This is a genomic window from Alphaproteobacteria bacterium (genome assembly GCA_019635875.1).
Classification (GTDB): domain Bacteria; phylum Pseudomonadota; class Alphaproteobacteria; order Reyranellales; family Reyranellaceae; genus JAFAZJ01.
Map to the genome: position 1 here is coordinate 198,308 of JAHBYP010000007.1, position 18,409 is coordinate 216,716.

An 18,409-nucleotide genomic window follows, 5' to 3' on the forward strand; every position below is an offset into this window, starting at 1 on the left:
TCGCCTCCTGTCGAGCCGCCGTCAGAGGGCGCCCTTCTCCCTGAAGTACTTCTCGGCGCCGGGGTGGAACGGCATCGCCGTCTTCGCGCCCATCGTCTTGACGGTGGCGCCCTTGAACGAGGCGTTCACCGACTCGAGCGTCGGGATCCCCTCGACCAGCGCCGCCGTCAGCTTGTAGACGAGGTCCGCCGGCAGCTTGCAGCTGACCAGCAGATGGGCGGGGAACTGCACCGTATTGGCGTCCCTGGCCATGCCCGGATACATCGCCTTGGGAATCGCGTAGCGCATGAAGCCGCCGTTCTTCGCCCGCATCTTCTCGAACACGTCGTCCGGGATGTCGAGCATTTGCAGCGGTCGCGAGTTGGCCATGTCCATGTAGGCGCCGGACGGTGCGGTCGTGATGTTGAACGAGGCGTCGATCTGCCCGTCCTTGAACATGTTGGTCTGGTCGGCGATGCTGCCGTAAGCCAGCTTCGAAAGCCCCTTGGCGCCGACTCCCGACAGGTCGAGGATCATCTGCGCGACGACTTCCGTCGTGTTGCCGCGCGGCAGCGTGCCCACCGCCTTGCCCTTGAGATCGGCCAGCGTCTTGATGCCCTTGTCGGCGCGCACGCCGATGTGCTGGACCTGGGCATAGAGGTTGGCCATATGGCAGTTGTTCTTGTAGGGCGCGGTGATGCCCTGGCCGATGCCGTTCATGGCGTCGACCGACGATATCAGGTTGCCCATGCCGAGATCGGCCTTGCCCTCCTCGATCGCCTTGAGGTTGATCAGGCCGGCGCCCGGCCGGTTCTCGACCTTGATGTCGGGAATGGCCTTGTCGAAGAGTCCCTTGATCGCGCCGGCGATCGGCACCCAGGAGCCGCCCGCCGGCCCAGTGAAGAAGGTGACCTGCTGCGCCGAAGCCGGCAGAGCAAACAGCGCCGCAGCCACGGCGGCGGTTCCCATGAACAGTCTCATCGCGCTTCCTCCGAACACACAGTGAGGGCGATCTGCGTCGCCCTCGGAGCGGCACTATCAGTGCCGTCGGCGGGTTTCGCAAGCACCTCCTCGCGGGCGTGATAGTCTGCGGCCCCCGGGGAAGCCAATGACGCGATCCTATCGTTCGATCTTTCGTCCCGGCCTGTTCGCCGGCCAGACCATCATCGTCACCGGCGGCGGCAGCGGCCTGGGCCGATGCGCGGCACACGAGCTGAGTTCGCTCGGCGCGCGGCTGGCGCTGATCGGCCGCACGCGCTCGAAGCTCGAGGCGGTGCGCGAGGAACTCGGCGTTCCCGACACCGTGATCCACGCCGCCGACCTCAGGCGCGAGGACGAAGTGAAGGCGGCGATCGGCACCGTGCTCGACGCCGCGGGCCGCATCGACGGGCTGGTAAACAACGCCGGCGGCCAGTTCCCGGCCAAGCTGCGCGACATCTCGCTCAACGGCTGGAACGCAGTGGTCGCCAACAACATGACTGCGACCTTCCTGGTATCCAAGGAGGTCTATCTGCGATGGATGGAGGCCAATGGCGGCGCCATCGTCAATGTCGGCGCCGACTGGGAGCTGGGCATGCCGGGCATGGGCCACAACGGCTCGGCGCGCGCCGGCCAGGCGACCTTCACCTACACGGCCTCGGTCGAATGGGCCCATTCGGGCGTGCGCGTGAACAGCGTCGTGCCGGGCTTCATCGCCTCGTCGGGCCTCGATCGCTACCCCGAGAGCGCGCATGGCGTGCTGCGCGGCGTCGTCGGGCGCGTGCCGCTGAAGCGCCACGGCACCGAGTCGGAGATCGCAGCCGCCATCGTCTTCCTGCTGAGCGAGGCGGCGGCCTATGTCACCGGCATCCAGGTGCGTGTCGATGGCGGGCTGCACAACAACGCGCGCTCCTCGTTCTACGAAGTGCCTGACCACGACCGCTCGAAGCCCTACAACGGCTTCCCACTCTACCGTCCACCCAAGATGCTGAGTTGAGTCAGTCGCCCATGAATGAGATCAAGGGGTTGCGGGACATCGCCGACCGCTACGACGCCTACATCCTCGACGTCTGGGGCGTGCTGCATGACGGCGTGAAGCCGTACGATGGCGTGCTGCCGACGCTTGAGGCGCTGAAGCGGGCCGGCAGGCCGGTGCTGCTGCTGTCCAACGCGGCACGCCGCTCGGTGTCGGTGACGCCGCATCTCGCCGGGATCGGCGTGCCGCGCGCGCTCTATCGCGACATGCTGACCTCGGGCGACGAGACCTGGCGCGGCCTGCATACGCGCGGCCGCGCCGACGCCGATCCGTTCTATCGCGATCTCGGGCGGCGCTGCTTCGTGATCGGCTCGGGCCGCGATCCCGGTTTCTTCGATGCCCTGGATGTCGAGCCTGTCGAGGACCCCGCCACGAGCGACTTCATCCTGGCCAATTCCCTGCAGCGGCCCGGCATGACGCCGGCCGACTTCGAGGACGCGATGCAGGCGGCGCGCGGTAACGGCGCCGCTTTCATCTGCGCCAATCCCGACCTCGTGGTCGTCTACGCCGGCAAGCTGGAGTACTGCCCCGGCTCGCTGGCGGCGCGCTACGAGGAGCTGGGCGGTTCGGTGATGTACCACGGCAAGCCCTACGCGCCGGTCTATGCGCGTGCCCTTGCCATGCTGGGCAATCCCGATCCGCGCCGCGTGCTGTGCGTCGGCGATTCGCTGCGCACCGACATCGCCGGCGCCCATTCCGCAGGGCTCGACAGCCTTCTGCTGGCCGGCGGCATCCACAAGGAGGAGTTCCTGCGTATGGACGGCACGGCCGATGCCGCGGCGATGACGGCGGCGGCCGAGAAGCAGGGCGTGCGTCCGACCTGGCTGGCCTGCCGGCTCGACTGGTAAGGGGCGCGGTTCATGCCGCGACGCGACTGGGTCTGGCATTTCGACGATCTGTCGCCCGCGCGCCTGTGGGTGGCGATCGCCGACACCAACCGCATCAACGAGGCGCTGGGCGTGCCGGCCTACACGCTCGATGAGATCCCTCAATCCAATGGCACCGTGCTGCGCCGCGGCATCGGCAGGGTCGCCGGCATGGAGCTCGCCTGGGAGGAGAAGCCCTACGAGTGGGTGACCAATCGCCAGTTCCGCCAGACCCGCGTCTTCTCCAGAGGCCCGTTCGAGCGCTTTGGTCCGATCGTCGAGATCCTAGCCGACGGCGCGGGCTCGCGCGTCACCTACACGCTGCAATGGGAGCCGCTGACCTGGATCGGCCGGCTGACCGGACGGCGGCTGACCGAGAAGGCCGGCGCCGCGATCAAGCGGCGGATCGAGGAGGCCGCCCAGTTCCTGCGCGGCGAGCGGCCGACAATGTTCGACTTCCCGCCACCGGAGCCGCCATCGGGGGCGGCGGAACGCGCCGAGGCTATGATCGGGCTGGCCGAGGGCACGGGCTACGCGCATGGCCTGGCACGCCGCCTGGTCGAGCGCATCCGGGCCAGCATGGATGTCGACCTGCAGAACATGAGGCCCAAGGCCCTGGCGCGGCTGTGGGGTGTGCCCGAGCGGCACGCCGTCGAGCTCTGCCTCGCCGGCGTCAAGAGCGGCATGCTCGACATGCGCTGGAACCTGCTGTGCACCAATTGCCGCGGCGCCAAGGTCGCGGTGCCGTCGCTCGACCAGCTGCCGCGCGGCGCGCATTGCGCCTCCTGCAACATCGAGTACGGCCGCGACTTCGCGCGCAACGTCGAGCTGGGCTTCGCGCCCGCCGCCTCGCTGCGTCCGGTGGCGGCCAGCGGCTTCTGCCTCAGCGGCCCCAGCGTCACGCCGCACGTCGTCGTACAGCAGCTCCTGGCGCCCGGCGAACGACGCACGGTCGACGCCGACATCGCGCCGGGCCGCTATCGCCTGCGCACGCTGCATCCCGGCGAGGCGGTCGAGGTCGAGCACGAGAGCGGCGCCTTCCCCGGGCTGCGCGCGACGGCCGGTGGCGTCGAGGCGCTGCCGGCCGGCGAGACGGGTACGATCACCCTCGTCAACGATGCCGGTTTCGAGCTGGCACTGCTGATCGAGACGCGCGAGTGGGTGCGCGACGCGCTGACCGCCCATGAGGTCACCACGCTGCAGGCCTTCCGCGACATGTTCTCGGGCGCGACGCTCAGGCCCGGCGACGAGGCCGGTGTCGGCCAGGTGGCGATCCTGTTCACCGATCTGCGCGGCTCGACGGCGATGTACGAGAGCATCGGCGACGCGCAGGCCTTCAATCTCGTGCGCGAGCATTTCGCCGTGCTCGGCCGCGTCGTGCGCGACCACAACGGCGCGGTGGTCAAGACCATCGGCGATGCGGTGATGGCCGCCTTCACCGATCCGGCGGAAGCCGCCGGCGCCGCGCTGGCGATCCGCGAGGCGATCCTCGGATTCGATCGCAGATTCGCCAGCGAGCACGGCATCGCGGGCGGGCTGGTGGTGAAGCTTGGCGTGCACACCGGCCCCTGCATCGTCGTCACGCTCAACGATCGCCTCGACTATTTCGGCGGCACGGTGAACATGGCGGCGCGGCTGCAGGGCCAGTCGGCCGGCGGCGACATCGTGCTGTCGCGCGCCGTCGCCGACGACCCCGCGGTGCGCCCGCTGATCGCCGACCTGCCCAGCCGGGCCGAGACCGTGGCGCTCAAGGGCTTCACCGAGCCCGTGCCTTTCGTGCGCGTGCTGTAGTCATCTCCCTCTCTCTGCTTGCGCGGAGAGGGAATTAGCGCAGGCGCCAGCGGCGCAGGAAATCCCAGACCGTGTCGGTGATGTTGAGCGCGCTGGATGCCGGGCCGACGATCGACTCCGGCAGCATGTCGCGATCGCCGCCGGCCCATCGGTGGCCCAGTCCTTCGACCAGCACGTAGCGCACCTCGACGCCGTCGCGGCAGGGGCCCGCCAGCTCGAGGCGCACCGATGGCGCCATCGTCGTGCGCGTCGGCGGCGGGCAGCCGTTGAGCTCGCGCCAGCGTTGGCTGATCGCGCCATGCGCCGGCTTGGTGAAGGTGGTGCCCCAGGGCGAGCGCACCGGCCCGCCCTGCACCGGGTTGAGCGGATCGCGATCGCCCGAGAGATAGAGGAAGGGCATGGCGCGCACCGGCGAGGTTGGCGGCACGACGACGATGCCGGCGATGGGCGCGACGGCGGCGTAGCGATTGGCGCGATCGACCGCCATGCGCTGCGCCATCCCCGCACCGCTGGAGAAGCCGGTGACGTAGATGCGCGCGCGGTCGATCGGCGTGGCGCGCGCGATATCCTCGACCATGGCGTCGATGAAGCCGACATCGTCGCTGCCGCGGATCGCCGCATTGCCGCGCGCGCCGCCGTCATTCCAGAAGCGCGGGTTGGTCAGGACATTCGCCGGCCGGTCGGGGAACGGCCGCCAGGCGTCGGGCCCGGCGACGACGAAGCCCTCGCGCTCGGCCTTGCGCTCCCAGCCGTAGCGGCGCACCGCATGCTCGCCATTGCCGCCCGCGCCGTGCAGCATGATGACCAGCGGCCGCGCGCCGGCGCTCACCGCCGAAGCCCCGGCGACATAGTAGGTGCGGCTGATACCGGCGACACTAATGGTGCGCTGCTCGCCCGCCCCGGCCAGCGTCGCCGACAGCACGACCATGGTGAGGCCGAGCACGATCGCCGCCAGCGCCCAACGGCTCGCATACGGCATCGCGGCGCCTCCCTCGACAGGTCCCGTCGATGGATACGCAGGAACGGTGCCGCCCATCCCCGCGCTTTAGCGGCCGAAGAAGGCCGCCATCACGCCCGCCGCCTCGTCGTTGGCAACCAGGCCTTGCCTGAGGAATCGGGTCAGCGAGAAGAAGCCATGGATGGTGCCGGGAAACTGGCTGTAGACGGTGCGCACGCCCGCCGCCCGCAGCTTCGTGGCATAGGCCAGGCCCTCGTCGCGCAGTGGATCGTAGCCGGCGGTCAGGACATAGGCCGGTGGCAGGCCGGACAGGTCCTCGGCCAGCAGCGGCGACATCCTGGGATCGCGCTGATCGATGCCCGGCGGCGCATAGTGGCCGAAGAACCAGTCCATCAGCTCCTGGGTGAGGAAATAGCCCTCGCCCCTGGCCCGCCGCGCCTCGGCGTGGCCGACGCTGTCGGTGGCGGGATAGATCAGCATCTGGAAGGCCGGCATGGCCTCGCCCGACCACTTCGTCTGCTGGCACACGACGGCGGCGAGATTACCGCCGGCGGAATCGCCACCGACGGCGATGCGATCGGCACTGGTGTCGAAGCCGGCGGCGTTGTCCCTGATGTGGCGGAACGCCGCCAGCGCGTCATCGACCGGCGCCGGGAAGCGGTGCTCCGGCGCTAGGCGGTAGTCGATCGAGATCACCTGGCAGCGGCTCTTGTTGGCCAGCCGCCGGCAGGTCGAGTCGTGCGTCTCGATGTTGCCGATCACGAAGCCGCCGCCGTGATAGTAGACCAGCGACGGGATCGTCTTCTCCTCGACATGCATCGGCCAGTAGCGGCGCCAGGCGATCGCGCCGGCCGGTCCCGGCAGCGTGCCGTCGAGCACGCGCGCGACGTCGGGCGGATCGGCCTCGCCCTCGCAGGACATGCGATCGACGGCGGGCCGGCCCACCGAGACCGGCAGGTCGCTGAGCTTGGGGCGACCGGCGGCGGTCGCCTTCTCCAGCAGGTCGAGGAAGAGGCGGACTTCGGCGTCGAGCATGAGGGTCCTAGTCGATCTTGATGTTGGCGGCCTTGATGATCGCGCTCCAGCGGGCGCGTTCCTCGGCGATATGGGCGATGGCGATCTCGGACGTGCCCGGATCGACGATGCCGCCCTGGGCGGCGAAGGCGTCGATGACCGCCTTCTGCTTCAGCGTGTCGACGGCGGCGGCGTTGAGCCGCGCGCGCGCCGCCGCGGGAACGCCCGATGGCGTGAGCAGCGCGTACCAGTTGTCGGAGATCACCTTGGGGAAGCCGGCCTCGACGGCGCTGGGCACATCGGGCAGCAGCGGCGAGCGCTTGGCGCTGGTCATCATCAGCGGTTTCAGCGCGCCGCTGCGGAAGTGTGCCAGCATCGCGGTGATATCGAGGATCGCCATCTGCACGCGGCCGGCCAGCAAATCGACGATCGCCGGCGCGGCGCCGCGATAGGGCACGTGGACGATGTCGATGCCGGCCTCGCGCTTGAACAACTCGCCGGCGAGGTGGGTGATGCCGCCCAGCCCGGCCGAGCCGTAATTGATCTTGCCCGGCGCCGCCTTGGCCTTGGCCACCAGCTCGGCCATCGTATTGACGCCCTGGCCGGGATGCACGCCCAGCACCTCCTGCACGCGCGTCACCAGGGTGATCGGCGCGAGGTCCCTTGCGACGTTGTAGGGGATGGTCGCCAGCAGCTGCGGCATCAGGGTCAGCGCGCTCGGGCTGCCGAGCCCGAACACATGGCCGTCAGGCGCCGACTTGGCGACGAAATCGACGCCGGTGACGCCGGCCACCCCGGTCTTGTTCTCGACCACGACGCTCTGGCCCAGCCGCTCCGACATGCCCCGGGCCAGCAGCCGGCCGAAGACATCCGCCGGTCCGCCGGCCGGGAAGGGCACCACCAGGGTCATGGTGCGGCTGGGGAAGGTCTGCGCCAGCGCCGGCGCGGGCAGGGCGGCCAGGCCGGCCATGCCGGCCAGCGCCCCACGCCTTGTGATCCTCATGGTCCGCTCCCACGTTTCTTGCATGCGGCGCGACTGTGCCTGTTTTCGCCATACGGCGGAAGGTGCGGCGACCGGCTTTGCCTGCAACGGGCGCATGCGCTAAGACCGGCCGCAGGGCGTGCCGCAGGCAGGACCCGCAGGGCAGGACGATGGCCGATTTTCCGAAGAAGACCCTCGAGGACTGGAGCAAGCTTGCCGCGCGCGAGCTGAAGGAGCGTCCGCTGGCGTCGCTCGACTGGATGACGCCCGAGGGCATCGCGGTGAAGCCGCTCTACACCGCGGCCGATCTCGAGGGCCTCGAGACGCTCGACACCATGCCGGGCATGCCGCCCTTCCTGCGCGGGCCCAAGGCGACGATGTATGCCGGCCGCCCGTGGACGGTGCGCCAGTACGCCGGCTTCTCGACGGCGGAGGAAAGCAACCGCTTCTATCGCGCCAACCTCGCCGCCGGCCAGCAGGGCGTCTCGGTGGCCTTCGACCTCGCCACCCATCGCGGCTACGACAGCGACCATCCGCGCGTCGTGGGCGATGTCGGCAAGGCCGGCGTGGCGATCGATTCGGTCGAGGACATGAAGATTCTGTTCGACGGCATCCCGCTCGACAGGATGAGCGTGTCGATGACCATGAACGGCGCGGTGCTGCCGGTGCTCGCCGGCTACATCGTCGCGGCGGAAGAGCAGGGGGTGAGCCAGGACAAGCTCAGCGGCACCATCCAGAACGACATCCTCAAGGAGTTCATGGTCCGCAACACCTACATCTATCCGCCCGGCCCGAGCATGCGGATCGTCGCCGACATCATCGAGTACACGGCAAAGAACATGCCGAAGTTCAACTCGATCTCGATTTCCGGCTACCACATGCAGGAAGCCGGTGCGACGCAGGTGCAGGAGCTGGCGTTCACCTTGGCGGATGGTCTGGAGTACGTGCGCGCCGCCCTGGGCAAGGGCCTGGACATCGACGCCTTCGCGCCGCGGCTGAGCTTCTTCTGGGCGATCGGCATGAACTTCTTCATGGAGATCGCCAAGATGCGCGCCGCCCGCTTCCTGTGGGCCGAGCTGATCGCGCCGTTCAATCCCAAGAAGAGCGACAGCCTGGCGCTGCGCACGCATTGCCAGACGTCGGGCGTGTCGCTCACCGAGCAGGACCCCTACAACAACGTGGTGCGCACGGCGATCGAGGCGCTGGCGGCGGTGCTGGGCGGCACGCAGTCGCTGCACACCAATGCCTTCGACGAGGCGATCGCGCTGCCGTCGGTGACCTCCGCCCGCATCGCGCGCAACACGCAGCTGATCATCCAGCACGAGACCGGCGTCACCAACGTCGTCGATCCGCTGGCCGGCAGCTATTACCTCGAGAGCCTGACCGCCAGCATGGTGGCGGAGGCGCGCAAGCTGATCGCCGAGGTCGAGGCGATGGGCGGCATGACCAGGGCGGTCGAGGCCGGCATGCCCAAGCTGCGCATCGAGGAGGCCGCGGCGCGGCGCCAGGCGCGCGTCGATCGCGGCGACGAGGTGATCGTCGGCGTCAACAAGTACAAGCTGAAGCAGGAAGACCCGGTCGACATTCTCGACGTCGACAACGCCGCGGTGCGCGACGCGCAGGTCACGCGGCTCAACACGATCAAGTCCAGGCGCGACGCGGCCAAGGTCAAGGCGGCGCTCGATGCGCTGACGGCGGCCGCCGCCGATGGGTCAGGCAACCTGCTGGCGCTGGCCATCGAGGCGACGCGCGCGCGCGCCACGGTGGGCGAGATCTCGGACGCGATGGAGACGGTCTTCACGCGCCACAATGCGGTGATCCGCTCGATCGCCGGCGTCTACAACCAGGGCTGGGAAGGCGACGAGGGCTATCAGCGCATCCAGCACGAGATCGCGGCTTTCGCCGAGGCCGAGGGCCGTCGTCCGCGCATGATGGTCTGCAAGATGGGCCAGGACGGCCACGACCGCGGCGCCAAGGTGATCGCCACGGCCTTCGCCGATCTCGGCTTCGACGTCGATATCGGCCCGCTCTTCCAGACGCCGGAGGAGGCCGCGCGCCAGGCGATCGAGAACGACGTGCACGTCGTCGGCGTGTCCTCGCAGGCCGCCGGCCACAAGACGCTGGTGCCCGAGCTGATCAGGCACCTGCGTGCCCAGGGCGGCGAGGACATCCTGGTGGTCTGCGGCGGCGTGATCCCGGCGCAGGATTACGACTTCCTGCGCAGCGCCGGCGTGTCGGGCATCTACGGCCCGGGGACCAACATCCCCAGGGCCGCGCACGAGATCCTGGAACTGATCGGCAAGCCCGGCCGCATCGCGGCGGAATGATCTCCCTCTCTCCGCGAGCGGGGAGAGGGTCGGGGTGAGGGGCTGTTGCCGGTTGCGCACGGCGAAGGTGCGCCACTTGGTGCAACCCCTCACCCCAACCCTCTCCCCGTAGACGGGGAGAGGGAGGAAGACCTCAGCGGTTCATCGCCTGGTAGTCCTCGGGCCGGAAGGCGCGGATCTCGCGCTTCTTCAGGCGGCCGACCAGCGTGCCCCAGCCGGTCGACAGCGTGACCCGCACCGGGAACTCGATGCCGCTGTCGTCCAGCCTGCCCAGCCAGACCCGGATCGGATCGTCGTCGGTGGCCTGGTCCTTGGGATTGCCGTCGCCGTAGCCGGCGATCTTCTTCATCCGCATCTCGCAGGTGTTGGTCTCGCCCGAGAATAGCGTGGTGAAGCCGTCAGGCAGCACCTGCTTCGTGGCCGGGCCGGCGACCAGGTCGAAGCGCCTCTTGCTGTCGAACATCTTGATGGTGCGGTTGCACGGACCGCCCGGGCTGAAGGCGGCGACGATCAGGCCGGTCGCCGGATCGACCGCGCCCTTCTTCTGCGCCGGCGTGGGCTTGAAGTGCTCCGGCTGGTCGAGATTGGTGTGCCTCTCGTCGAGCGAGCCGTCGGGCAAATAGCGCACGATCCAGCTGCGCTTGAAGTCGCGGCCCACGGCGATGCCGGTATAGGCGGTGCCTGGCGTCACGCCGGCGGGGCCGAGCGTGCCGATGGCCTGGTTGCGCGAGCCGAACGCGGCCGTCAGGGCCCGCAGCACGCCTTCGTTGCGCACGCTCATGTCGAGCTGGTAGCGCGAGCCGTCGATGCGGGTGATGGTATCGACCGTCAGGGTCCTGAGCCCGATGACGTGGACCTCGTACTCCAGCACGATGACCTTGCTCTGCGGCGGCGCGGTATTGGCTCGCGGCCCCTGCGCCTGGGCGGCGGTCCCGCCCAGGGCGGCCGCCAAGGTCAGGGCAGCCAGTATCCTGCGGCCCTTGCCAGCGCGTCCGATCGCTCTCATGTCCATTCCCATCAGGCTGCTCCAGCGGCTCCCTGCAAGACTTTGGGCCGGATTCGCGGTATGGGGGCCGCCGCGCGGCATATCCCGTCCGTTCCGCGTCGTCCAGCATCGGTATCAGTCATCATATGTCGTCGCCCGACTCCCCTCTGCCCAACATCAAGGCCGCCCATGCCTGGCGGGTGGTGCGCATCCTTCTGCCCCACCTCTGGCCACGCAATGCGGTGGAATTGCGGCTGAGAGTCGTTACCGCCGGTGTCCTGCTGGTGCTGGCGAAGCTGGTCAATGTCAACGTCCCGCTTCTCTACAAGTACGCCGTCGATTCGCTGTCGGATCAGCGCGCGCAGGTCGTCGCGGTGCCGATCGTGCTGCTGGTCGCCTATGGCGTCGCGCGGGTGGCGGCGCAGGCCTTCGGCGAGATGCGCGACGCGATCTTCGCCAAGGTGGCGCAGCGCGCCGTGCGCTCGCTGGCGCTCACCACCTTCGAGCACATGCACAAGCTCGCGCTGCGCTTCCATCTGGAGCGCCGCACCGGGGGCCTGTCGCGCGTCATCGAGCGCGGCACGCAGGCGATGGACTTCCTGATCAACTTCATGACCTTCAACATCATCCCGACGATCCTGGAGATCCTCCTGGTCGCCGGGATCATGTGGTGGCTGTACGACTGGCGCTTCGCCGCCGTCACCATGGCGGCGATCGCCGGCTACATCCTGTTCACCATCAAGCTCTCGGAATGGCGCACCTCGCTGGTGCGGCGCATGAACGAAAGCGACACCGAAGCCAATGCGAAGGCCATCGACTCGCTGCTGAACTACGAGACGGTGAAGTACTTCGGCAACGAGAAGCACGAGGCGGCGCGCTTCGACGTGGCGCGCAAGGCCTACGAGCGCGCCGCCGTGAAGAGCCGCGTGTCGCTCTCCATCCTCAACGTCGGCCAGGGCTTCATCATCTCGACCGGCCTGGTGATTGTCATGGCGATGGCCGGTCAGGAGGTGATCAACGGCAGGATGACGATTGGCGACTTCGTCGCGGTCAACGCCTTCCTGATCCAGCTGTACCAGCCGCTGAACTTCCTCGGCTTCGTCTATCGCGAGATCCGCACCGGCCTGGTCAACATGGAGAAGATGTTCGGCCTGCTGCAGGCCGACATCGAGGTAGCCGACAGGCCCGGCGCGCCGACGCTCGCGCCCGGGCCGGGGGCAGTGCGCTTCGAGCACGTCGATTTCCGCTACGAGGCCAACCGCCAGATCCTGCACGACGTGACGCTCAGCGTGCCGGCCGGCCACACAGTGGCGATCGTCGGTCCGTCGGGCGCCGGCAAGTCGACGGTGTCGCGCATCCTCTATCGCTTCTACGACGTCGCCGGCGGCAGGGTCAGCATCGACGGCCAGGACATCCGCGACGTCAGCCAGGCCAGCCTGCGCGCCGCCATCGGCATCGTGCCGCAGGACACGGTGCTGTTCAACGACACCATCTACTACAACATCTGCTACGGCCGTCCCGAGGCGACACGCGCGCAGATCGAAGAGGCCGCGAAGCTGGCGCGCATCCACGACTTCATCACCAGCCTGCCCGAGGGCTACGACACCATGGTCGGCGAGCGCGGGCTGAAGCTGTCGGGCGGCGAGAAGCAGCGCGTCGCCATCGCGCGCACGATCCTGAAGGATCCGCGTATCCTGCTGTTCGACGAGGCGACCAGCGCGCTCGACACGCGCACCGAGCAGGAGATCGCCCAGTCGCTGCGCGAGGTCTCGCGCGGGCGCACCACCATCGTCATCGCCCATCGCCTGTCGACCGTGGTCGACGCCGACGAGATCGTCGTGCTCGTCCAGGGCCGCGTCGCCGAACGCGGCACGCACACGGCGCTGATGGTCAGGAACGGCGTCTATGCCGACATGTGGCGCCGCCAGGCCGAAGCCGCCGAAGAGGCGCTGGCCGAGACTCCGCAGGCACCATCGCTGCGCTCCGAAGGCCGACTGCGCGCGGGCGACTGACGGACGATGCCGTGGTATAAGGCTGACCGGAGCGGATGCGATGAGACGCGACGAGGCCATCAATCGCCTGAAGGCGGCTGAGCCCGCATTGCGGGCGCGCGGCGTGAGGCATCTTGTGCTGTTCGGCTCGGTTGCCCGCGATGAATCGCGAACCGACAGCGACGTTGATGTGCTGATCGACGTCGATGCATCGGCGAAGTTCTCACTGCTGGATCGAGCCGGGGTGGTCAACGCGTTGACCGACTCCCTGGGCTGTGCCGTCGATGTCGTGCGCCGTGACCTGCTCCCTTCGCAGTCGCTGGGACGCATACTTCCGGACAGCGTGGACGTATTCTGATGCCGCAACGGGATTCGCGCGGGCCCTTGCGCGATATCCTGAGGTCATGCTCGCTTGTGGCAAGCTGGGGTGGCTGGACGGTCGCTCGAGGAGTTCATCGCCGATCGCATGTTGCAGGCCGCTGTCGAACGAGAGATCGAGATAGTTTCCGAGGCAAGTCGGCGGGTCGCCGACGAACTCAAGGTTCGCCGACCAGATCTGCCTTGGCGAGACATTGCCATGGTAGGCAACGTGCTGCGTCACAAGTACGGCGAGGTCATCGATCCTGAGATTTGGCAGATCGCGATGCTCGATCTGCCGGCTTTGGCAGTTGCGGCTGAACAGTTGCTGCGGAGTTTGGGCGAACCGGACTGAGTACTGGCGTCGCTTGCGTGGTCTGTCGATGTCCAGTGCCAGTACTCGGCACCGGGCCGGGCGCGCGGGCGACTGACGGCTTGCCCGTTGTGGTAGGAGCGCGGCCGGAGGGTCCGATGCTGAAGGACGAGGTGATCGACTTTCTGAGAAGGAGGGAGCCCGCGCTGCGCGACATGGGCGTGGTAAGGCTTGCCTTGTTCGGATCAGTGGCGCGCGGCGAGGAACGCCCCGCCAGCGATATCGACGTCATGATCGAGGTTTCACCCGACGCTCGCTTTTCGCTGCTGGACCGTATCGGCATCCAGCACGATATCGAGGACGCCTTCGGTCGCCATGCGCAGGTCTGCGAGCCCCAGGAACTGCCGCAGGCCGTTGCCGTCCGGGTTGCACGGGACTCAGTGACGATCTTCGGATGAACGATCGGGACCACCGCGCGACGCTGCTTGGCCTGCGGCGGGACCTGGCGCGCCTGGAACGGCTGTCGGCCGATACGGTGCGCGACAAGTATCTTGCCGACGAGGATCTGCAGGACATCGTTGAGCGCAGGCTGGAAAGAATTTTCAGAAGCCGTTCGTCGATTGCCCGCGCACATGATTGGGAGGAGGCCCGAGATTCCGTGGCGTCGTGTCGCCGATCTCGGGAATGTGCTGCGGCACGCCTACGATCGAGTCGACCAGAACAGACTCTGGGAAATCCTGGTTGGGGATGTCTCGGCGTTGCATCTGGCGGTTGACGCACTATTGCGCGGCCTCGACGAGACCGGCTAGACACGCGGTCCCGCTTCCCGGACCGGTCCCTGTCATGGCCTCGGCCGCACCACCCTCGCAGGCCGGCGCTTCGGCGCTGTGGCCTGTCTACGTCGCGATCTTCGGCGCCGGCGTCATGATGGGCACGTCGATCCCCATCGTGCCGCTGGCGCTGGAGGAACGCGGCGTCGACCGCACCACCATCGGGCTGAGCGGCGCGCTGTGGTCGGTCGGGCTGCTGGTGTTCGGCGCCTACATTCCGCGCTGGGCCGAGCGCGTCGGCGCGGTGACCCTGATCTGGATCGCGCTGATCGGTTCGGCGGTGATCCAGCTGGTGCAGGCTTTCACGCTCGATCTGCCGGTCTGGGCGATCCTGATCCTGTGGTCGGCGCTGCGCTTCGTGCAGGGCGCGGCGGTCGGCATCCCGTGGCTGGTGACCGAGATCTGGATCAATCTCGTGGTCGAGGAGCGCAGGCGCGCCCGCGCCCTGGCGCTCTATTCCACGTTGATCGCCGGCGGCCTGGCCGCCGGGCCGCTGGTGCTGCAGGTCGTCGGCGTGACCGGCGCGGCGCCGTTCGTCGCCTGTGCCGTGCTGACGCTGGCCGTCGGCCTGCCGTTGCTGGCCGCGCGCGGCGCGCCGCGCATCGAGCCGGAGGCGGGCGGGCGCCTGATGGACACGGTGTGGATCGCGCCCGTGGCGATGCTGGCGGCGCTGGCCGCGGGCACGGGTGAGACGGTGGTCTTCACCTTCCTGCCGGTCTACGGCGTCGAGATCGGCGTCGACGCCAAGGGGGCGACGCTGTGGCAGACGGCGTTCGTGATCGGCAACCTGGTGCTGCAGATGCCGATCGGCTGGCTCGCCGACCGGCTGCCGCGCCTGGGCGTGATGCTGGCCTGCGTGCTGTCCAGCGTGGCGGCTTCCGCCATCCTGCCGTTCCTCGGCGCGTCGCCGTGGACGGTGTGGCCGCTGCTGGTGATCTGGGGCGGCGCCTCCTTCGGCATCTACACGGTGGGCCTCACCATCCTGGGCCAGCGCTTCGCCGCCGGCGACATGGCGCGCGCCAACGCCGCCTTCGTGATGATCTACACCGTGGGCAGCCTGGTCGGCCCGCCGATCAGTGGTGCTGCGATGGACATCTTCGGCGGCCGCGGCCTGGGCTGGTCGCTCGCCGTGGCCTATGCGCTCTGCGCGCTGGCCATGGTGGCCATGAGGCGGTATCGCGCGTGAGCCCGGTGGACCTCGCGGCGCTCGGGCGGCGCATGCCCGAGGTGGCGCTTTCCGGGAGCGGCGCCTGCCGCCGCGTTACTGACTTTTCGGGCGCCATCGGCTAGACCGCAGCCATGACCGCCGCCGCCTCGCGCTCGCAGGCCCCCGACGATCCGCTGCATGCCCCGCTGCTCGCCGGCGATCGCCGGGCGCTGGCGCGCGCCATCACGCTGGTCGAATCGACGCGCGAGGACCATCGCCGGCGCGCCGATGCGTTGCTGGCCGCGCTGCTGCCGCGCACCGGCCGCTCGACGCGGCTGGGCATCACCGGCATCCCCGGCGTCGGCAAGTCGACCTTCATCGAGCGCTTCGGGCTCGAGCTGATCGGGCAGGGCCGTCGCGTCGCGGTGCTGGCGGTCGATCCCTCGTCGAAGCGCACCGGCGGCTCGATCCTGGGCGACAAGACGCGCATGGAGAAGCTGTCGCGCGACGCGAACGCCTTCATCCGCCCGTCGCCCGCCGGCACGACCCTGGGCGGCGTGGCGCGGCGCACGCGCGAGGCGATGCTGCTGGTCGAGGCTGCCGGCTACGACGTCGTGATCGTCGAGACGGTGGGTGTGGGCCAGTCGGAGACGGCGGTTTCCGACATGGTCGACATGTTCGTGCTGCTGCTGCCGCCGGCCGGTGGCGACGACCTGCAGGGCATCAAGAAGGGCGTGGTCGAACTCGCCGACCTGCTGGTGGTCAACAAGGCCGACGGCGAGCTCAAGGCGGCCGCCAACCGCGCCGCCGCCGACTACGCCAATGCGCTGCGCCTGCTGCATCCCGCCACGGCGCAATGGACGCCCGAGGTGCGCACCTGCTCGGCGGTCCAGGGCACCGGCGTCGCCGAAGTATGGCAGGCCGTCGGCCGCTTCCGCGCTGCCGTCGGTGAGCCCGGCATCGCGAGGCGCCGCGCGACCCAGGCGCGGGCCTGGCTGTGGAACGAGGTCGGCGAGACGCTGATGAGCGCGTTGCGCACCCATCCCGACGTGAAGCGCCAGGTGGCGCCGCTGGAGCGCGAAGTCGAGCGCGGCGCGCTCACGCCCTCGGCCGCCGCGCGCCGCCTGCTCGAGGCATTCCTCGGCCGATGAAGAAGCGCACCATCACCCAGGGCCGCAAGGCGGTCGCCAAGAGCATCGCGCGCAAGCTGGGCGTGAAGGCCAACGGCACGCGCGGCAGGAAGGTCGACCGCGCCAAGGTGGCGGGCGAGGCGCTGCCGTTCTGGCGGCGCAAGACGCTCTCGCAGATGAGTCTGCGCGAGTGGGAGTCGCTGTGCGACGGCTGCGGTAAATGCTGCGTGCACAAGCTCGAGTGGGAGGGCACCACCGAGGTGGTGCAGACCAATGTCTGCTGCCAGATGCTCGACACCCACACCTGCGCCTGCAAGGACTATCCCAATCGCAAGCAGGTGGTGCCGGACTGCATCCAGCTCACGCCCGGCGTGGTCGCCGAGATGGACTGGCTGCCGCAGACCTGCGCCTATCGCCTCGTGCTGCAGGGCAAGGATCTCTACTGGTGGCATCCGCTGGTCTCGGGCGATCCCGAGACCGTGCACGAAGCCGGAATCTCGGCGCGCGACAAGGTGATCTCCGAGCTGGAGGTCAAGGATCATCGCGACCACGTGCTCGACGACTGGATGTGACCATGGCGGACCCGGTGCTGGTCACCGAGCGGCTGATCCTGCGGCCGTGGCGGGATGAGGATCTCGCGCCCTTCGCGGCGATGAACGCCGATGCCGAGGTCATGCGCCACTTTCCGGCAACGCTCAGCCGGGCCGAGAGCGACGCCATGGTCGGCCGGGCGCGTGAGCACCTGGCGACACGCGGCTTCGGCAATTGGGCGGTCGAGGTGCCGGGTGTGACGCCCTTCGCCGGCTTCATCGGACTGAACGTGCCGCGCTTCGAGGCCCACTTCATGCCCTGCGTCGAGATCGGCTGGCGGCTGGCTCGGGAATCCTGGGGCAAGGGCTACGCCACCGAAGGCGCCCGTGCTGCGCTGACCTTCGGATTCGCTACCCTGAAGCTGCCGCAGATCGTCTCCTTTACCGCGGTCGACAACCACCCCTCGCGCCGCGTGATGGCGCGGCTCGGCATGCGACACGAGCCGGCCGACGACTTCGACCACCCGGCGCTGCCCGAAGGCCATCGCCTGCGGCGCCACGTGCTGTATCGCCTGGTGGCGCCTACCTGACTGATTTTCAATGGATTTTCGTCTCCGGCGGGTGCTGCTTGACCGCGCCGGCCCGGTTGCGTACAAGTCCGCCCGCACGCCGGCCCCTCGGGCCGGTTCTTCGTTTTTCGGGACCCGTATCATGACCCGTCGTTGCGAGCTCTCCGGCAAGAGCGTCCAGGTCGGCAACATCGTCAGCCACGCCAACAACAAGACCAAGCGGCGCTTCCTGCCCAACCTGCAGGACACCTCGGTGCTGTCGGACATCCTGGGCCACAGCGTGCGCCTGCGACTGACCCCGCGCGCCATCCGCACCCTGGAGCACAATGGCGGGCTCGATTCCTACCTGCTGGGCACCGGCAACTCCAAGCTCTCCGACGAGATGAAGGCGCTGAAGCGCCGCGTCGTCGCCGCTAAGGCCCGCAAGGAAGCCAAGGCTGCCGCCTGATCGCAAGATTCAGCATCGAACGAACGAGGCCCGCGCGAGCGGGCCTTTTTTTGTTGGCCAACGCGCCGCGCGCAGAATCAGATTCACCCTGCCATCCCGAGCGCAGCGAGGGAACCAGGGAAGCTGCCTGGATGCCTGGCTGATCTCGCGATGATATTTGCGCTTGTTGGCCGCACGT

The 18,409-nt window shown here is 68.8% G+C and carries 19 protein-coding genes; 14 read left to right on the forward strand and 5 right to left on the reverse strand.

Annotated features, from left to right (window positions below):
• Positions 1–21 precede the first annotated feature (21 nt).
• Positions 22–960, reverse strand: a complete 939-nt coding sequence (locus KF889_23480) for a TAXI family TRAP transporter solute-binding subunit (GenBank protein MBX3502416.1) — start codon at positions 958–960, stop codon at positions 22–24.
• 127 nt (positions 961–1,087) lie between these two features.
• Between KF889_23480 and KF889_23485 the strand changes: the two genes are divergently transcribed.
• Genes KF889_23485 through KF889_23495 form a run of 3 tightly spaced genes read left to right on the forward strand, consistent with a single transcriptional unit; the run spans position 1,088 to position 4,650 of the window.
• Complete coding sequence (locus KF889_23485; GenBank protein ID MBX3502417.1) at positions 1,088–1,954, forward strand: SDR family oxidoreductase; 867 nt, start codon at positions 1,088–1,090, stop codon at positions 1,952–1,954.
• 11 nt (positions 1,955–1,965) lie between these two features.
• Positions 1,966–2,841 carry a TIGR01459 family HAD-type hydrolase gene (locus tag KF889_23490; protein MBX3502418.1) on the forward strand — a complete coding sequence of 292 codons (876 nt, stop codon included), beginning with the start codon at positions 1,966–1,968 and terminating at the stop codon, positions 2,839–2,841.
• Positions 2,842–2,853: 12 nt separating this feature from the next.
• Positions 2,854–4,650 carry an adenylate/guanylate cyclase domain-containing protein gene (locus KF889_23495; protein ID MBX3502419.1) on the forward strand — a complete coding sequence of 599 codons (1,797 nt, stop codon included), beginning with the start codon at positions 2,854–2,856 and terminating at the stop codon, positions 4,648–4,650.
• 34 nt (positions 4,651–4,684) lie between these two features.
• Here KF889_23495 and KF889_23500 read toward each other — a convergent pair whose 3' ends face one another.
• The 3 genes from KF889_23500 to KF889_23510 form a co-directional block, all read right to left on the reverse strand.
• On the reverse strand, positions 4,685–5,629 hold the full coding sequence (locus KF889_23500) for a polyhydroxybutyrate depolymerase (protein ID MBX3502420.1): 945 nt from the start codon (positions 5,627–5,629) through the stop codon (positions 4,685–4,687).
• A 66-nt stretch (positions 5,630–5,695) separates the two neighbouring features.
• On the reverse strand, positions 5,696–6,643 hold the full coding sequence (locus KF889_23505) for an alpha/beta hydrolase (GenBank protein ID MBX3502421.1): 948 nt from the start codon (positions 6,641–6,643) through the stop codon (positions 5,696–5,698).
• Between the two features lie 7 nt (positions 6,644–6,650).
• Positions 6,651–7,625: a tripartite tricarboxylate transporter substrate binding protein gene (locus KF889_23510; protein ID MBX3502422.1), complete on the reverse strand. Its 975-nt coding sequence runs from the start codon at positions 7,623–7,625 to the stop codon at positions 6,651–6,653.
• A gap of 149 nt (positions 7,626–7,774) precedes the next feature.
• On the opposite strand from KF889_23510, the gene scpA reads away from it, so the two are divergent.
• On the forward strand, positions 7,775–9,931 hold the full coding sequence (gene scpA, locus KF889_23515) for a methylmalonyl-CoA mutase (GenBank protein MBX3502423.1): 2,157 nt from the start codon (positions 7,775–7,777) through the stop codon (positions 9,929–9,931).
• Positions 9,932–10,064: 133 nt separating this feature from the next.
• Here the strand turns inward: scpA and KF889_23520 are convergent, their stop codons facing one another.
• Entirely contained in the window at positions 10,065–10,937 is an 873-nt protein-coding gene (locus KF889_23520) for a DUF3108 domain-containing protein (GenBank protein MBX3502424.1), read from the reverse strand.
• 125 nt (positions 10,938–11,062) lie between these two features.
• Between KF889_23520 and KF889_23525 the strand changes: the two genes are divergently transcribed.
• The 10 genes from KF889_23525 (at position 11,063) to rpmB (ending at position 18,231) form a co-directional block, all read left to right on the forward strand.
• Complete coding sequence (locus KF889_23525; protein ID MBX3502425.1) at positions 11,063–12,928, forward strand: ABC transporter ATP-binding protein/permease; 1,866 nt, start codon at positions 11,063–11,065, stop codon at positions 12,926–12,928.
• A 40-nt stretch (positions 12,929–12,968) separates the two neighbouring features.
• Positions 12,969–13,265, forward strand: coding sequence for a nucleotidyltransferase domain-containing protein (locus KF889_23530; protein ID MBX3502426.1), 297 nt, complete (start codon positions 12,969–12,971; stop codon positions 13,263–13,265).
• A 108-nt stretch (positions 13,266–13,373) separates the two neighbouring features.
• Entirely contained in the window at positions 13,374–13,619 is a 246-nt protein-coding gene (locus KF889_23535) for a DUF86 domain-containing protein (protein MBX3502427.1), read from the forward strand.
• Between the two features lie 116 nt (positions 13,620–13,735).
• Entirely contained in the window at positions 13,736–14,035 is a 300-nt protein-coding gene (locus KF889_23540) for a nucleotidyltransferase domain-containing protein (protein MBX3502428.1), read from the forward strand.
• Positions 14,036–14,155: 120 nt separating this feature from the next.
• Positions 14,156–14,386: a DUF86 domain-containing protein gene (locus KF889_23545; protein MBX3502429.1), complete on the forward strand. Its 231-nt coding sequence runs from the start codon at positions 14,156–14,158 to the stop codon at positions 14,384–14,386.
• Between the two features lie 34 nt (positions 14,387–14,420).
• Positions 14,421–15,593, forward strand: a complete 1,173-nt coding sequence (locus tag KF889_23550; GenBank protein MBX3502430.1) for an MFS transporter — start codon at positions 14,421–14,423, stop codon at positions 15,591–15,593.
• A gap of 113 nt (positions 15,594–15,706) precedes the next feature.
• The gene (gene meaB, locus KF889_23555) at positions 15,707–16,705 is read left to right on the forward strand and encodes a methylmalonyl Co-A mutase-associated GTPase MeaB (protein ID MBX3502431.1); all 999 of its coding nucleotides are present in this window, start codon (positions 15,707–15,709) and stop codon (positions 16,703–16,705) included.
• Positions 16,702–17,256, forward strand: a complete 555-nt coding sequence (locus KF889_23560; GenBank protein ID MBX3502432.1) for a YcgN family cysteine cluster protein — start codon at positions 16,702–16,704, stop codon at positions 17,254–17,256. Before meaB ends, KF889_23560 begins: the two co-directional genes overlap by 4 nt.
• Positions 17,257–17,258: 2 nt before the next feature.
• Positions 17,259–17,804 carry a GNAT family N-acetyltransferase gene (locus KF889_23565; protein ID MBX3502433.1) on the forward strand — a complete coding sequence of 182 codons (546 nt, stop codon included), beginning with the start codon at positions 17,259–17,261 and terminating at the stop codon, positions 17,802–17,804.
• Positions 17,805–17,925: 121 nt separating this feature from the next.
• On the forward strand, positions 17,926–18,231 hold the full coding sequence (gene rpmB, locus KF889_23570; protein ID MBX3502434.1) for a 50S ribosomal protein L28: 306 nt from the start codon (positions 17,926–17,928) through the stop codon (positions 18,229–18,231).
• Positions 18,232–18,409 lie beyond the last annotated feature (178 nt).

Coding starts and splice junctions, on each gene's coding strand:
- KF889_23500 (MBX3502420.1), bottom strand. CDS start 5,629: ATGCCGTATGCGAGCCGTTGGGCGCTGGCGGCGATCGTGCTCGGCCTC.
- KF889_23490 (MBX3502418.1), top strand. CDS start 1,966: ATGAATGAGATCAAGGGGTTGCGGGACATCGCCGACCGCTACGACGCC.
- KF889_23510 (MBX3502422.1), bottom strand. CDS start 7,625: ATGAGGATCACAAGGCGTGGGGCGCTGGCCGGCATGGCCGGCCTGGCC.
- KF889_23495 (MBX3502419.1), top strand. CDS start 2,854: ATGCCGCGACGCGACTGGGTCTGGCATTTCGACGATCTGTCGCCCGCG.
- KF889_23485 (MBX3502417.1), top strand. CDS start 1,088: ATGACGCGATCCTATCGTTCGATCTTTCGTCCCGGCCTGTTCGCCGGC.
- KF889_23550 (MBX3502430.1), top strand. CDS start 14,421: ATGGCCTCGGCCGCACCACCCTCGCAGGCCGGCGCTTCGGCGCTGTGG.
- KF889_23520 (MBX3502424.1), bottom strand. CDS start 10,937: ATGAGAGCGATCGGACGCGCTGGCAAGGGCCGCAGGATACTGGCTGCC.
- KF889_23525 (MBX3502425.1), top strand. CDS start 11,063: ATGTCGTCGCCCGACTCCCCTCTGCCCAACATCAAGGCCGCCCATGCC.
- KF889_23505 (MBX3502421.1), bottom strand. CDS start 6,643: ATGCTCGACGCCGAAGTCCGCCTCTTCCTCGACCTGCTGGAGAAGGCG.
- KF889_23535 (MBX3502427.1), top strand. CDS start 13,374: ATGTTGCAGGCCGCTGTCGAACGAGAGATCGAGATAGTTTCCGAGGCA.
- rpmB (MBX3502434.1), top strand. CDS start 17,926: ATGACCCGTCGTTGCGAGCTCTCCGGCAAGAGCGTCCAGGTCGGCAAC.
- scpA (MBX3502423.1), top strand. CDS start 7,775: ATGGCCGATTTTCCGAAGAAGACCCTCGAGGACTGGAGCAAGCTTGCC.
- KF889_23560 (MBX3502432.1), top strand. CDS start 16,702: ATGAAGAAGCGCACCATCACCCAGGGCCGCAAGGCGGTCGCCAAGAGC.
- KF889_23530 (MBX3502426.1), top strand. CDS start 12,969: ATGAGACGCGACGAGGCCATCAATCGCCTGAAGGCGGCTGAGCCCGCA.
- KF889_23540 (MBX3502428.1), top strand. CDS start 13,736: ATGCTGAAGGACGAGGTGATCGACTTTCTGAGAAGGAGGGAGCCCGCG.
- KF889_23480 (MBX3502416.1), bottom strand. CDS start 960: ATGAGACTGTTCATGGGAACCGCCGCCGTGGCTGCGGCGCTGTTTGCT.
- meaB (MBX3502431.1), top strand. CDS start 15,707: ATGACCGCCGCCGCCTCGCGCTCGCAGGCCCCCGACGATCCGCTGCAT.
- KF889_23565 (MBX3502433.1), top strand. CDS start 17,259: ATGGCGGACCCGGTGCTGGTCACCGAGCGGCTGATCCTGCGGCCGTGG.